Here is a 14,176-nt window from a genome sequence, read left to right as displayed (position 1 = left end):
GGATCTTCGGGTGGGACGAGCGGGGGTGAAGGATGGGCGAACTGAGGAAGGTGGCGGAGTCCTTCGTCGCGTCCGGTCCGACCGGCGTGGCGGTCAGGACCCGGCTCAAGCGCCTGCCCCCTGGGGACGAGGAGGTGCTGCGGCTGGTAGGTGCGTATCTGGGGTCGCTCGCTGCGAAGGATCTTGCGGCGCGGTGCCGGGACGGGCTGGAGCATTCCGCCGACATCTGGGCGGCCCGCAAGCGCGAGCTGACGCCTCTCTCGTCGTCGCGCTGGGCGGGCAGCATCACCAAGGCGTCGCACGACCAGTGGGTGCTGGCCCGCCGCTGTCAGTTGGCGCACGTCCAGAACTTGGAAGCGGGCATCAGGACCCTCACACACCGGCTGTCCCTGCCCCTCGGGCAGAAGGGTTCCAGGAAGGCGCCGGGCGGTTACCGGTCGAAGCGGGAGTGGCATGCCAAGGCGCGTCGCCTGCACGTGCTGGAAGACCGGCTGGCCGCCGAGCGGGCCGACCGCGAAGCCGGACTCGTGCACGTCGTACGCGGCGGCAAGCACCTGGCCCGCACCCGCCACCACCTCGACGCCGCCCGCCTCACCGAGGCCCAGTGGCGTGAACTCTGGGAGGCCGAGCGCTGGTTCTGCCAGGCGGATGGCGAGTCCGGCAAGCGCTACGGCAACGAGACGATCCGCGTCAGCCCCGAGGGCGAGGTGAGCATCAAGCTCCCCGCGCCGCTCGGGCATCTGGCGAACGCCGGGCACGGCCGGTACGTCCTCGCCTGCCGCGCCACGTTCGCGCACCGGGGCACCGAGTGGGCCGACCGGATTGAGGCCAACCGGGCCGTCGCCTACCGCGTTCATCTGGACGTGGGCCGAAACCGCTGGTATCTGACCGCCTCCTGGCAGATCCCGCCCACCCCCGCCATCCCCCTGCGCGCCGCGCTCGCCGACGGCGTGATCGGGGTGGACATGAACGCCGACCACCTCGCCGCCTGGCGCCTGGACACCCACGGCAACCCGACCGGCACCCCCCGCCGCTTCCTCTACGACCTGTCCGGCACACGGGAGCACCGCGACGCCCAGGTCCGCCACGCCCTCACACGGCTGTTGCACTGGGCCCTGGCCTGTGGGGTGAAGGCGATCGCCATCGAGGACCTGGACTTCGCCGCGGACAAGACCCGCGAGAAGCACGGCCGCAGGAAGCGGTTCCGGCAGGTCATCTCCGGCATGCCCACCGGCAGGCTCCGCGCCCGGCTGACCTCCATGGCCGACCAGACGGGCATCGCGATCATCGCCGTGGACCCCGCTTACACCTCCCGGTGGGGCGGCCAGCACTGGCAGAGGCCTCTCACCAGCAGCAACCGTAGGACGACTCGCCATGACGCGGCAGCGGTGGCGATCGGAAGGCGCGCCCAGGGACACCCGATCCGGCGACGGACGGCACCGCCCCCGCACGACCAGAGCGATCGTGCGGGGCATCGGACCGCCCAGGCCCGACCGGACATCCCCTGGCGTGAGGGAACCCGCCCCCGCATTCCCGGACCACGGACACGATCCGTGCCGCCCGGACGCGGAGCGAACGCGGGGGACCAGTGTGCCCAACACCGTCCGGGGCACACGGCTGAGCACGAGTCCTGGCAACAGGACTCATTCCCGCTCAGTCTTTAGGAACGGTCGAGCCGCCACTCCAGTTCGCGCTCGACGACGAGGGCGCCGGGGATCAGTCCGTCGCGCTCGCGCAGGGCGGCGTACCGGATGTCGACAAGGAGGGCTTCGCCGGCCTGCGTGGCGGAGTACGCCTCCTCGGCCTCCACCCGGTCGAGTCCTTCGCGGACCCGTTCCAGCAACGCGTCGATACCCACCGGGCGGGGTGCGCTCACTGCCAGTCCTCCGGACGCTCGACGTGCTCCAGGCGCAGTACCTGCCCCGTGCGGCTGTAGCGGCGGATCCGGGGCAGGGGCGGGTAGTACGCGTGGACGGAGATCGCGTGCTGCTCGGTGGACTCGTTGAGCACCTCGTGCACGTGGTGGCGGCCGAAGGAGCGGCCCTCGCCGGCCGGCAGTCGACGTTCGCGGTCGACGTCCTCGGAGAGTTCGAGGGTCTTCCAGCCGTCGGTGGGCAGGCGGGCGGCGAGCGAGTACTCCTTGAGTTCGCCCGCCGCGGCGACGAAGGCGCCGACCGAGTCGGCGTGGTCGTGCCAGCCGGTCCCGGTGCCGGGGGGCCAGCCGATGAGCCAGGCCTCGCTGCCGCCGGGGCCCACCAGACGCACCCAGGTGCGGCCCTCGGGGTCGAGCGGGAGGGAGTCGATCAGTTCGGCGTCGGCGGCGGTGCGGCGCACGAAGTCGAACAGGTCGGCCTGGGTCGGAGCCTGGACCGGTGCGGAGGGGGAAGGCGTGGACACAGACACGGGTACCGTCCTGGGCGTTCGCGTGGGCGCGCGGCAGCCAACAGACAGAGGCGGCGCGCGGGGAGAGAAGAGCTGCGAATTCAGCAGGACGGGCGACACACGCAGCCCGCATAGCGGACGAGGTCCATATGGACCCTCCGCCACAGGCGCACACAGGTGTCGGTCACGATCCGGAGTACACCATGGCGGTCCGGGCCGGTCAACTCACTGTCACTATGTGGACCATACGGTGACCGAGGGTGCCGCGACGGCCGTGGCTCCGCCCACCCCGGACGAGTTCGGCGACCTGACCCCGGTGGTCCGGCCCCGGTGGTCCGGCCCCGGTGGTCCGGCCCCGGTGGTCCGGCCCCGGTGGTCCGGGGCGGCCCGGACCACCAGGAGCATCAGCTCGTACTCGCCGCGGTCTCCGCCTCAGCTTCCGTTTCCGCCTCCGCCGTGGCGGGGCCGCCCAGTGCCGTCTCGGCCGCCGTGTACAGGTCGGCCGGGCGCACCCCGCTCAGCGCGGTGACCAGGTGGCCGTCGGGACGCACCAGGAGCACGGTGTGTGCCGCCGCACCGGGATAGCTCTCGGCGACCAGCAGCTCGGCGCGATGCGGCAGCGCGGTCACCGCGGCCGCGAGCCGGGGCATGATCCCGGCCGTCACCCAGTGCTTGCGCGCCCACACGCCCGTACCCGGAGCAATCAGTACGACGAGCAGCACCCCGCGACCGAGCCGCTCCCGCAGTTGTACGAACGAGCCGTCCTCCGCGGTCACGCGTACGTCGACGACCGGCGCACCGGGAGCCGTGTCCACCGGGGTCTCCGACTCGGTGTGCGCGGGCGCGAGCGGCGAGTCGACGTACGCCCCCGGCGCACCCAGCGGGCCGCGTCCCAGGTGGCCGTCCGTGAGCAGCGCGTCGTGGCCACGGGCCGACCCGGGGACGTACGAGCGCAGGCCTCCGCCGCCGCGCAGCAGTGGCAGCGCCTGGTCGGCGGCGCGCAGCCGGGCGGCGACGACGGCCCGCCGCTCCGCCTGGTAGCTGTCGAGCAGTGCCTCGTGCGGGCCGTGGTGCCAGGCGAGCGCCAGCTTCCAGGCGAGGTTGTCGGCGTCCCGCAGGCCCTCGTCCAGGCCCTGGGTGCCGAGCGCGCCGAGCAGGTGCGCGGCGTCCCCGGCGAGGAAGACCCGGCCGGCCCGCCAGCGGCGGGCGAGGCGGTGGTGGATGGTGTGGACTCCGGTGTCGAGCAGCTCGTACGGGGGTGTGGAGCCCGCGTTCCAGCCCGCGAGGGTCTCGCGGATGCGCGCCACCAGCAGGTCGGGCGTGACCAGGTCCTTGCCGGGCGGCAACAGCCAGTCCAGCCGCCACACGTCGTCGGCGAGGGGGCGCGCGGTCACCTCCCCGCTCGCGGGGCCCGACGTCCGCCACGGAGGCATCCGGTGCAACAACGCCTGGCCGGGCCAGGGAAGTTCCGTACGCAGCGCCGCGACGGCGTATCGTTCGACGGCTGTACGTCCGGGGAAGCGGATGTCCTGGAGCTTGCGCACGGTCGAGCGCGGTCCGTCGCAGCCGACCAGGTAACTGCCGCGCCACCATGTGCCGTTGGGACCGCGGGTGTGCGCCGTGACGCCCGAGGACTCCTGCTCGATCGAGTCGAGGCGGCTGCCCACGGCGACCTTGATCAGCCGCTCGTGGATGATGGCCTCGCGCAGGGCGCCGGTCAGCGCGTGCTGGGCGAGGTGCAGCGGGGCGGGCACGTCGGCGCCCTCGGAGTCCTGCGCGTCCGCGGTCGGGCCGAGCCCAGCGCTTTTCAGGCTCTGCGCGCTCCCCTTCGGGTCCCGTGCGCTCCCCCCGGAGCGCTGAGCGCCACTCCTCGAGCCGTGCGCGCCGCCCCCAAAGGCCTGCGTGCCGCTTACCGCGCCGTGCGCCTCGCCCCCGGGGCCGTGCGCATCGGCTTCGAAGTCCGGCGAGTCCGTGTCGGACGCCCGGGCAGCGAAGTCGATCTCGCGCATCACCTGCTTGCGCCGCATCGACCGCCATCCGGCCCAACGGAAGCCGGCATCGGTGAGGGGCAGGCCCGTCAGGCGCTCGACGAGCGCGGCCGTGTCCTCGCGCAGCACCACCGTCCGCGCGAGCCGTTGTTCGTCCTTGTCCGGCCCCTCGTCGAGGACCACGCAGGGGACCTCCTGGCGGGCCAGCGCAAGGGCCAGCGTGAGGCCCACGGGCCCCGCGCCGACGATGATCACCGGGTCCACGGCGCGCGGCCCCCTGCCCGGAGCGGTGTCCTGAGGAACGGTCGGGAACAGGCAGTTGGAACGGGGTGCACGATCACAGAACGTATGCAACCCATTGCCGGTGCTTGCGTCAAGTGACGGGGGCAGTGGCGATCATGCCACTGCCCCCGTTGACACCGATGAAGGGTGAGGATCCGTCAGATGCTGCCGCCCGCGCCGCCCGCGCCGGTCGACTCCGTGCCCCCGACCGCGGCCGGCGCAAGCACCACGCCCGTCGACTTCTTGCCGCGCCGCAGTCGTCCCTCGAGCCAGCTCGCGATGCTCGTGAGGCTGAAGTTGAGCGCGATGTAGATCAGGGCCACGACGGTGAAGCTGGCGATGGTGTTCGCGCCGTAGTACGCGCTCATCGGGCCGACGGAGGCGAGTAGCTCGGGGAAGGTGAGGATCGCGCCGCCGATCGCGGTGTCCTTCACGATCACGACGAGCTGGCTGACGATCGCCGGGAGCATCGCGGTGACCGCCTGCGGCAGCAGGATGAACCGCATGACCTGGTTCTTGCGCAGACCGACGGCCATGGCCGCCTCGGACTGCCCCTTGGGCAGCGACAGGATGCCCGCGCGGACGATCTCCGCGAGGACCGAGGAGTTGTAGAGCACCAGTCCCGTGAAAACCGCGTAGAACGGACGGTCGTCCGAGCTGATGTTCGTGTACTCGGAGTACGCGGCGACGGCGAAGATCATCAGGACCAGCACCGGGATGGCGCGGAAGAACTCCACGACCGCGGCCGCGGGTATCCGTATCCAGGCGTGGTCGGAGAGCCGGGCGATGCCGAAGACGGCGCCGAGCGGCAGGGAGATGACCATGGCGAGGGCCGCGGCCTTCAGGGTGTTCAGCAGTCCAGGCCAGAGGTACGTGCTCCAGGCCTCCCCATGGACGAAGGGCTTCCACTTCTCCCAGGCGAGCTGTTCCTTGTCGTTGAGGCTGGTGATCACCCACCACAACAGGGCCGCGAAGGCGACCAGGAACAGCGCCGAGTAGAGGATGTTGCGCCGCTTGGCGCGGGGGCCCTGGGCGTCGTACAGGACGGACGTCATCGCTTCACCGCCACCTTCTTGCCCACCCAGCCGAGGAGGAGGCCGGTCGGCAGCGTCAGACACATGAACCCGAAGGCGAAGACGGCGGAGATCGCGATGAGTTGGGCCTCGTTCTCGATCATGGACTTCATCAGGGTGGCCGCTTCGGCGACACCGATCGCGGCCGCCACCGTGGTGTTCTTCGTCAGGGCGATCAGCACGTTCGTCAGCGGACCGACGACCGAACGGAACGCCTGGGGAAGCACGATCAGGGTGAGGACCTGGGTGAAGTTCAGACCGATGGCGCGGGCCGCCTCCGCCTGCCCGACGGGCACGGTGTTGATGCCGGAGCGCAGCGCCTCGCAGACGAAGGCCGAGGTGTAGGCGATCAGACCGAGCACGGCCAGCCGGAAGTTGATCGTCTCGAACTTGTCCGCGCCGAGACTCACCCCCAGGGTCTGGTTCAGGCCCAGCGAGGTGAACAGGATGATCACGGTGAGCGGGATGTTCCGCACGATGTTCACGTAGGCGGTGCCGAAACCGCGCATGAGAGGCACTGGACCGACCCGCATGCCGGCCAGCAGGGTTCCCCATATCAGGGAGCCGACGGCTGAGAGGACGGTGAGCTTCACCGTCACCCAGAACGCTCCCAGCAGGTCGTAACCTTGAAGAAAGTCGAACACGATTTCCCGCGCTTCCGCGTGTGGTGATGCCCGGGTGCGCCCCCCCGAGGGCGGCGCACCGGCGGGCCCTACATCAGCTGACGATGTTGCCGATCTTCGGAGCGGGCTCGTTCTTGTAGTTCGCCGGACCGAAGTTCTTGTCCACGGCCTTCTTCCAGGAACCGTCGGAGACCATCGCCTCGAGAGCCGTGTTGATCTTGGCCTTGAGGTCGCTGCCCTTCTTGACGCCGATGCCGTAGTTCTCGTTGGTCATCTTGAAGCCGCCGAGCTTGAACTTGCCCTTGAAGGCGGCCTGCGAGGCGTAGCCGGCGAGGATCGAGTCGTCCGTCGTCAGGGCGTCGATCGCCTTGTTCTGCAGACCCGTCAGGCAGGCCGAGTACGTCGGGTACTGCTGGAGCTGGGCCTTGGGCGCCAGCTTGTCGTGCACGTTCTGCGCCGAGGTCGAACCGGTCACGGAACACAGCTTCTTGCTGTTGAGGTCCGACGGCGACTTGATGGCGGTGTCGTCGCTGCGGATCAGCACGTCCTGGTGGGCGAGCAGGTAGGGGCCGGCGAAGTCGACCTTCGTCTGGCGCTCGGGGGTGATCGAGTAGGAGGCGGCGATGAAGTCGACGTCACCGCGCGAGAGCGCGTTCTCGCGGTCGGCGCTCTTCGTCTCCTTCCACTGGATCTGGTCGGGCTTGTAGCCGAGCTTTCCGGCGACGTACGTGGCGACGTCGACGTCGAAGCCCGCGTAGCCCTGCGGGGTCTTCTGGCCGATGCCCGGCTGGTCGAACTTGATGCCGACGGTGATCTTCTTGTTGCCGCCGGAGGAGTCGCTGTCCTTCTTGTCGTCCGAACCGCACGCCGTGGCGGTCACGGCGAGCGCGAGCACGACGGCCGAGGCGGCGGTGACCTTGCGGAGCTTCATGGTGAACATCCTTTGGGTGGTGAGGAGATGCAGGTCTTCAGGCATGGGCTTCAGCGATGAACGCAAGCGATGAACGCAAGCAATGAACGCAAGCGATGAACGTCAGCGATGAACGTCGGTTCAGGGACGAACCTCAGTGATGAAGAAGCGCAGGCTGTCAGTGGTGAAGGATCTTCGACAGGAAGTCCTTGGCGCGGTCGCTGCGGGGATTGCTGAAGAACTGGTCCGGCACGGCCTCTTCGACGATGCGACCGTCGGCCATGAAGACCACCCGGTTGGCGGCCGAACGGGCGAAGCCCATCTCATGGGTGACGACGATCATCGTCATGCCGTCGCTCGCGAGCTGCTGCATGACCTCCAGGACCTCGTTGATCATCTCGGGGTCGAGTGCCGAGGTCGGCTCGTCGAAGAGCATGACCTTGGGGTCCATCGCCAGCGCCCGCGCGATCGCGACCCGCTGCTGCTGACCGCCCGACAACTGCGCGGGGTACTTGTCCGCCTGGGTGCCCACACCCACCCGGTCCAGCAGTCCGCGGGCCTTCTCCTCGGCCGCCTTCTTGTCGGCCTTGCGGACCTTGATCTGACCCAGCATCACGTTTTCGAGCACCGTCTTGTGCGCGAAGAGGTTGAAGGACTGGAAGACCATGCCCACGTCGGCCCGCAGCCGGGCCAGTGCCTTGCCCTCGTCGGGCAGCGGCTTGCCGTCGATGGTGATGTCGCCCGAATCGATCGTCTCCAGGCGGTTGATGGTGCGGCACAGGGTGGACTTCCCGGACCCGGAGGGCCCGATGACCACGACGACCTCGCCGCGCGCGATCGTCAGGTCGATGTCCTGGAGCACGTGCAACGCGCCGAAGTGCTTGTTGACGCTCTTCAGGACGACCAGGTCCTCGGTCGCGGCCACGGCATCCTTGGCCACCGATACTTCGGTCATCGCTCTGGGGCTCCGTCCTCCTCGGTTTCGGTGGACAGTAGTGACCCCGTGCGACCAGCGTCATTACATCTGAGGGGAACTTGAGCATCACGATCCGGTAGCAATCGGACACGTGTCGTAGCAGCTGTTGCGCGGCCGCGCGTCGGCCGCGTACCGGCTGGGTAACGGAAGCCCTCCGCGACCCGAACCCTCTTGACGCGGTCGTGATCCATCGGCGTGACTTCCTTGGTGCACACGCGTGTGCGCCGTGATCCAACAGGATCGGACCGTACGACCGATGAACCGGAGGGGGCCGGAATGAGACTGCTGCTCGTCGAGGACGACAACCACGTCGCGGCGGCCCTGTCCGCGGTGCTGGCGCGACACGGCTTCGACGTCACGCACGCCCGCAGCGGCGAGGAGGCCCTGCAGGCACTGGTTCCGGAGAGCGACGGCTTCGGTGTGGTCCTGCTCGACCTGGGCCTGCCCGACCAGGACGGCTACGAGGTCTGCGGCAAGATCCGCAAACGCACCAGCACTCCGGTGATCATGGTCACCGCCCGCTCCGACGTACGGTCCCGGATCCACGGCCTCAACCTCGGCGCCGACGACTACGTGGTGAAGCCCTACGACACCGGGGAACTGCTCGCCCGTATCCACGCCGTCAGCAGGCGCAGCGTCCCCGACGACGCCGCCGGCTCCGGGGACACCGCGCTGCGGCTCGGGCCGGTCCGTATCGAACTGCCCACCCGCCAGGTCAGCGTCGACGGTTCGGTGGTCCAACTGACCCGCAAGGAGTTCGACCTGCTCGCGCTGCTCGCCCAGCGGCCCGGGGTGGTCTTCCGCCGGGAACAGATCATCAGCGAGGTGTGGCGCACCAGTTGGGAGGGGACCGGGCGCACCCTGGAGGTGCATGTCGCGTCCCTGCGTTCCAAGCTGCGCATGCCGGCGCTGATCGAGACCGTGCGCGGCGTGGGGTACCGGCTCGTCGCTCCCACGGCGTAGCGTGCACCGGTGCGCACCCGCCTCCTTCCGCTGCTCATCGTCCTGATGGCAGCCGTGCTGCTCGCGCTCGGCATCCCGCTCGCCGTGAGTGTCGCGGCCGCCGAGCAACAGCGTGTGGTCGTCGACCGCATCGACGACACGGCACGCTTCGCCGCCCTCGCGCAGTTCGTCACCGACGAGCCGGCCGGCGGCTCCCGGGTGGGCACGACGGACGAGCGCGGGGAGACCCTGCGCAAGGAACTCGTCGCGTACTACGAGGTGTACGGCATCCGTGTCGGCGTCTTCTACCGCGACCTCGCGCCCATGGCCAACGCGCCCGAGAACTGGTACCTGGCCGCGAAGGGCGAGGGGCGCGAGGCCTTCAACGAGGCGCTCCTGGGCCGCCGCAGCCACGACCCGAAGCAGGTCTGGCCGTGGCAGCGCGACCGGCTCGTCGTCGCGTCCCCGGTCATCCGGGACGGTGACGTCATCGCGGTCGTGGTCACCGACTCGCCCACCGGACAGATGCGTTCGAAGATCCTGCACGGCTGGGTGATCATCGGTGCGGGCGAGGTCGCCGCGATGCTCCTCGCCCTCGGCGCGGCGCTGCGGCTGACCGGCTGGGTGCTCAGGCCCGTACGCGTCCTCGACGCCACCACCCACGACATCGCGACCGGGCGGCTGAAGTCGCGGGTCGCGGTCGCGGGTGGTCCGCCGGAACTCAGGCGCCTGGCCCGGTCGTTCAACGAGATGGCGGACAACGTCGAAGACGTCCTGGAACAGCAGCGCGCCTTCGTCGCCGACGCCTCGCACCAGTTGCGCAACCCGCTCTCGGCGCTGCTGCTGCGCATCGAACTGCTCGCGCTCGAACTGCCGGAGGACAACGAGGAGATCGCGTCGGTCCGCACCGAGGGCAAGCGCCTCGCCGAGGTCCTGGACGACCTGCTCGACCTGGCGCTCGCCGAGCACGCCGAGGCGGACCTGCGGCTGACCGACATCGGTGAGCTGGCGGCCGAGCGCGTCGCGTCCTGGTCACCACTGGCCGACAGCAGGGGAGTACGCCTGACCGGCACGTGCCCGGCCACCACCGCCTGGGCCGATCCGGTCACCCTGTCCAGCGCTCTGGACGCGGTGATCGACAACGCGCTGAAGTTCACGCCCGAGGGCGAGGACGTCGAGGTGGCGGTCGCGTCGAACGGCGAGGTCTCGACCGTGGTCGTCACCGACCGCGGTCCGGGCCTCAGCGACGAGGAACTGGCCCGCATCGGCGACCGTTTCTGGCGCAGCGCGGGGCACCAGAACATCAAGGGCTCGGGCCTCGGCCTGTCCATCTCGCGGGTGCTGCTCTCGGCGGGCGGCGGCTCCATCGCGTACGCCCGTCACGAGCCGCACGGCCTCAAGGTGACGGTGACGGTGCCGAGGTCGCGGCCCGAGTCGTGAGCGGGGCGGCCAGGGCCCCCAGGGCGGACGTGGTGGTCGGCGCTACGGCTTGACCGAGCGGTAGTAGCGCCGGGCGCCCTCGTGCAGGGGCAGCGGGTCGGTGTAGATGGCCGTGCGCAGGTCCACCAACTGGGCCGCGTGCACCTGACGGCCGATGCCGTCGCGACTGTTGATCACCGTACGAGTGAGTTCCTCGGTGAGCCGGGCGTCCGAGTCCTCCCGGGTGATCAGGAAGTTCGCCACCGCCAGCGTCTGCACGGACGAGCCCTGCTGGGCCTCGGGGTAGGCGTCGGCGGGCATCACCGCGGACCGGTAGTAGCGGGCCGCGCCGCCCTGCTCGTGCAGCTTCGCGACGAGGTCGCCGGTGATCGGCACCAGCCTGACCGCGAAGTGCTTCGAGAGCTGCTGCACCGCGCTCGTCGGCAGGCCGCCCGACCAGAAGAAGGCGTCGATCCTGTGCTGTTCGAGCAGGTCCGGCATGGTGCCGATGCCGTCCGGAAACGGCTTGATGTCCTTCGCGGAGTCGAGCCCGGCCGCCTGGAGAACATGCTCCGCTATCAGCCGTACCCCGGAACCGTCCGGTCCCACGGCGACCCTCTTGCCCCGCAGGTCCGCCACCGACTGCACGGACGAGGAGCGCGGGACGACCAGGTGCACATAGTCGTCGTACAGCCGGGCGCAGCCGCGCAGTTGGCCCGACCCCGGCTTGTTCTCCAGGATGTACGTCTCCACCGCGTCGGCCGCCGCGATGGTGAAGTCGGCCTGGCCCGTGGCCACCCGGCGGACGTTCTCCTGCGAGCCGTCGCTGTTCTTCAGCCGGACGTCCAGGCGCGGCATGTCCTTGGCGATCGCGGTCTGCAGGAGTGTGCCGTACTTCTGGTACACCCCGGTCGGGGTGCCCGTGCTGAACGTGATCCGGCCGCCCGGCGACTCCTCGCCCAGCGGCAGCAGCCACCACAACAGCAGCCCGAACACCACGAGCGCGGCGGCAGAGCCGAACAGCGCGCGGCGCCGGTCGATACGGGGGAGTGGCAGGAACATGCGCGCGATCCTGCCAGTCGGGGGGCCGTCCTGACCAGGGCGGGGCGGAGAGAGGGCGAGAGAGGCCGTGAGGGGGGCGGGGGAGGTGCGACAACGGGTCGGCGGGGGCGGGGAACTGAGCTCGGCATGGTCGGAGGGGGGCGGGAAACCGGGCTCGGAAGAGTCGGCGGCGGCGGGAAACCGGGCTCGGAAGGGTCGGCGGGGGCGGGGAATCGGGCTCGGTATGGTCGGCGGATGCAGACCTCGCCCGACTCCCCGGTCACTTCTCCCGGGTCTCCCGATCTCTCCCCCGCAACTCCTTCCCCCGCAGCTCCTTCCCCCGCATCTCCTTCCCCCGCTTCCCTGGTCCGTGAGTTCCACCTCGCCTTCGGGCTCGACGCGCGCAGCACGCCGACGGAGGTCTCCCCGGCGCTCGCCGCCCACCGTGGTGAACTGCTCGCCGAGGAGGCCGCCGAAGTCGCCGAGGTCTCGGTCTCGGGCCCGCTGGACCGGCTGGCGCACGAGCTGGCCGACGTCGTGTACGTGGCGTACGGCACCGCGCTCGTCCACGGCATCGACCTCGACGCGGTGATCGCCGAGGTCCACCGCTCCAACATGACGAAGCTGGGCCCCGACGGCCGCGTCGCCCGCCGGGCCGACGGCAAGGTCCTCAAGGGGGAGCACTACCGGGCGCCGGACGTGTCGCAGGTGCTGCGGGGGCAGGGGTGGACAGGCGCGGACGCGTAGGCCCCTCTGCTCGATCGGCCTGGCTCAGTCCCCGACGGCGGTCTGCTGGCGTGCCTCACCCTCCGCCTCGGGCTGTTCCGTTTCCGCCCCCTCGGGCTGTGCCGCGGGGCCCCGGCGCTCGGGGAGACCGAACCGGGCCGTGAGCCGTGCGGCCAGCGGCTGGGTGTAGCGGGCGGTGAGCGGGCCGAGTACGACCAGGATCAGCACGTACGCCGTGGCCAGCGGGCCGAGCGAGGGTTCGATGCCGGCCGTGACCGCGAGCCCGGCGATGACGATGGAGAACTCGCCGCGCGCGACCAGCGCGCCGCCCGCTCGCCACCGGCCACCCACGGAGATACCGGCCCGGCGCGCCGCCCAGTACCCGGTGGCGATCTTCGTCAGAGCCGTGACGACGGCCAGCGCGAGCGCGGGCAGCAGCACCGGCGGGATGCTCGCCGGGTCGGTGTGCAGCCCGAAGAAGACGAAGAAGATCGCCGCGAAGAGGTCCCGCAACGGGCTGAGCAGCGTGTGCGCGCCCTCCGCGACCTCCCCGGACAGGGCGATGCCGACCAGGAACGCCCCGACGGCCGCGGAGACCTGGAGCTGCTGTGCGATGCCCGCGACGAGGATCGTCAGGCCCAGCACGACGAGCAGCAGCTTCTCGGGGTCGTCGCTGGAGACGAAGCGGGAGATGACACGGCCGTAGCGGACGGCCACGAACAGGACGAGTCCGGCGGCTCCCAGGGCGATCGCGAGCGTCACACTGCCCGCGGCCAGCCCGACCCCGGCCACCAGCGCGGTGACGATGGGCAGGTAGACCGCCATCGCCAGGTCCTCCAGGACGAGGATGCTGAGGATCACCGGTGTCTCCCGGTTGCCCACCCGCCCCAGGTCGCCCAGCACCTTGGCGATGACGCCGGACGAGGAGATCCAGGTGACGCCCGCCAGGACCACGGCGGCCACCGGACCCCAGCCGAGCAGCAGCGCGGCGGCCGCGCCGGGCAGGGCGTTGAGGGCGCAGTCGACCAGGCCCGAGGGGTAGTGGGCCTTGAGGTTGGAGACCAGATCGCTGGCCGTGTACTCCAGGCCGAGCATCAGCAGGAGCAGGATGACGCCGATCTCGGCGCCGGTGGCGACGAACTCCTCGCTCGCGCCGAGCGGGAGCAGGCCTCCCTCGCCGAAGGCGAGACCGGCCAGCAGATACAGCGGGATGGGGGAGAACCGCAGCCGGGCGGCGGCCCGCCCCAGCAGCCCGAGACACAGGATGATGGCGCCGAACTCGATCAGCAGAACAGCAGAGTGCACGCGCTCACTCCCGTCCGAGTATCGCCGCGGCGCCGTCGACGCCTTCGCGGGTGCCGACGACGATCAGAGTGTCGCCGCCCGCCAGCCGGAAGTCCGGGGTCGGCGAGGGGATGGCCTCGGCGCGGCGCAGCACCGCCACCACCGACGCGCCGGTCTCGGTCCGCATCCGGGTCTCGCCCAGCACCCGGCCGTTCCAGTGGGAGGTCGCGGCGATCTCGATGCGCTCGGCGATCAGCCCGAGGTCGGTGGTGTAGAGCAGGCTCGGGCTGTGGTGGGAGGGCTTCAGCGCGTCGATCAGCGAGGCAGCCTCGCCGCTCGTCAGCCGCAGCGACTGGGCGCAGGAGTCGGGGTCGTCGGCGCGGTACACGCTCACGGTGCGGGCGCCGTCGCGGTGCGCCACCACCGACAGGTGGCGCTGTTCGCGCGTCATGAGGTCGTACTGGACCCCGATGCCCGGAAGTGGCGTCGCCCGAAGGCGTGGCGTGGACATGATCTCCCCTTGTTCATCG

General features: G+C 70.6%; 13 protein-coding genes and 2 pseudogenes. 4 read left to right on the top strand and 11 right to left on the bottom strand.

The features are described 5' to 3' along the window. Positions 1-32: 32 nt before the first annotated feature. A pseudogene (locus tag ACIRA5_RS41140) lies at positions 33-1,664 on the top strand (IS200/IS605 family accessory protein TnpB-related protein). A 5-nt stretch (positions 1,665-1,669) separates the two neighbouring features. Here the strand turns inward: ACIRA5_RS41140 and ACIRA5_RS41135 are convergent. The 8 genes and pseudogenes from ACIRA5_RS41135 to ACIRA5_RS41100 form a co-directional block, all read right to left on the bottom strand. Next, positions 1,670-1,882, bottom strand: a pseudogene (locus ACIRA5_RS41135) (sulfurtransferase); the annotation flags it as partial. Next, positions 1,873-2,403 (bottom strand): cysteine dioxygenase, encoded by a 531-nt coding sequence (locus ACIRA5_RS41130; protein WP_403699966.1) that lies wholly within the window; start codon positions 2,401-2,403, stop codon positions 1,873-1,875. The gene ACIRA5_RS41130 and the pseudogene ACIRA5_RS41135, both read right to left, overlap by 10 nt. Before the next feature lie 80 nt (positions 2,404-2,483). After that, the gene (locus ACIRA5_RS41125) at positions 2,484-2,531 is read right to left on the bottom strand and encodes a hypothetical protein (RefSeq protein ID WP_309506048.1); all 48 of its coding nucleotides are present in this window, start codon (positions 2,529-2,531) and stop codon (positions 2,484-2,486) included. Between the two features lie 255 nt (positions 2,532-2,786). Further along, on the bottom strand, positions 2,787-4,634 hold the full coding sequence (locus ACIRA5_RS41120) for an FAD-dependent monooxygenase (protein ID WP_403699963.1): 1,848 nt from the start codon (positions 4,632-4,634) through the stop codon (positions 2,787-2,789). Between the two features lie 176 nt (positions 4,635-4,810). After that, entirely contained in the window at positions 4,811-5,707 is an 897-nt protein-coding gene (locus ACIRA5_RS41115) for an amino acid ABC transporter permease (RefSeq protein ID WP_403699960.1), read from the bottom strand. Continuing rightward, complete coding sequence (locus ACIRA5_RS41110; RefSeq protein ID WP_403699957.1) at positions 5,704-6,369, bottom strand: amino acid ABC transporter permease; 666 nt, start codon at positions 6,367-6,369, stop codon at positions 5,704-5,706. Before ACIRA5_RS41110 ends, ACIRA5_RS41115 begins: the two co-directional genes overlap by 4 nt. A gap of 73 nt (positions 6,370-6,442) precedes the next feature. Next, the gene (locus tag ACIRA5_RS41105) at positions 6,443-7,279 is read right to left on the bottom strand and encodes a glutamate ABC transporter substrate-binding protein (RefSeq protein WP_403699954.1); all 837 of its coding nucleotides are present in this window, start codon (positions 7,277-7,279) and stop codon (positions 6,443-6,445) included. 157 nt (positions 7,280-7,436) lie between these two features. Further along, the gene (locus ACIRA5_RS41100) at positions 7,437-8,213 is read right to left on the bottom strand and encodes an amino acid ABC transporter ATP-binding protein (protein WP_054229851.1); all 777 of its coding nucleotides are present in this window, start codon (positions 8,211-8,213) and stop codon (positions 7,437-7,439) included. Between the two features lie 297 nt (positions 8,214-8,510). Here ACIRA5_RS41100 and ACIRA5_RS41095 point away from each other — a divergent pair, with 297 nt between their 5' ends. After that, positions 8,511-9,197, top strand: coding sequence for a response regulator transcription factor (locus ACIRA5_RS41095; RefSeq protein WP_067375179.1), 687 nt, complete (start codon positions 8,511-8,513; stop codon positions 9,195-9,197). A 9-nt stretch (positions 9,198-9,206) separates the two neighbouring features. After that, positions 9,207-10,616, top strand: coding sequence for an ATP-binding protein (locus ACIRA5_RS41090; protein ID WP_403699950.1), 1,410 nt, complete (start codon positions 9,207-9,209; stop codon positions 10,614-10,616). A gap of 42 nt (positions 10,617-10,658) precedes the next feature. On the opposite strand, the gene ACIRA5_RS41085 is transcribed toward ACIRA5_RS41090, so the two are convergent. Next, positions 10,659-11,657, bottom strand: a complete 999-nt coding sequence (locus ACIRA5_RS41085; RefSeq protein ID WP_403699947.1) for a TAXI family TRAP transporter solute-binding subunit — start codon at positions 11,655-11,657, stop codon at positions 10,659-10,661. 234 nt (positions 11,658-11,891) lie between these two features. Here ACIRA5_RS41085 and ACIRA5_RS41080 point away from each other — a divergent pair, with 234 nt between their 5' ends. Continuing rightward, positions 11,892-12,383: a MazG nucleotide pyrophosphohydrolase domain-containing protein gene (locus ACIRA5_RS41080; RefSeq protein WP_403699944.1), complete on the top strand. Its 492-nt coding sequence runs from the start codon at positions 11,892-11,894 to the stop codon at positions 12,381-12,383. Between the two features lie 24 nt (positions 12,384-12,407). On the opposite strand, the gene ACIRA5_RS41075 is transcribed toward ACIRA5_RS41080, so the two are convergent. Next, on the bottom strand, positions 12,408-13,667 hold the full coding sequence (locus ACIRA5_RS41075; protein ID WP_403699941.1) for a cation:proton antiporter: 1,260 nt from the start codon (positions 13,665-13,667) through the stop codon (positions 12,408-12,410). Positions 13,668-13,671: 4 nt separating this feature from the next. Further along, positions 13,672-14,157: a cation:proton antiporter regulatory subunit gene (locus tag ACIRA5_RS41070; protein ID WP_168496318.1), complete on the bottom strand. Its 486-nt coding sequence runs from the start codon at positions 14,155-14,157 to the stop codon at positions 13,672-13,674. Positions 14,158-14,176 lie beyond the last annotated feature (19 nt).

Origin of the sequence: Streptomyces sp. NPDC096311 (genome assembly GCF_044763085.1) — a bacterium.
Taxonomy (GTDB): Bacteria; Actinomycetota; Actinomycetes; order Streptomycetales; family Streptomycetaceae; genus Streptomyces.
This window is presented reverse-complemented; position numbering and strand designations above follow the sequence as displayed.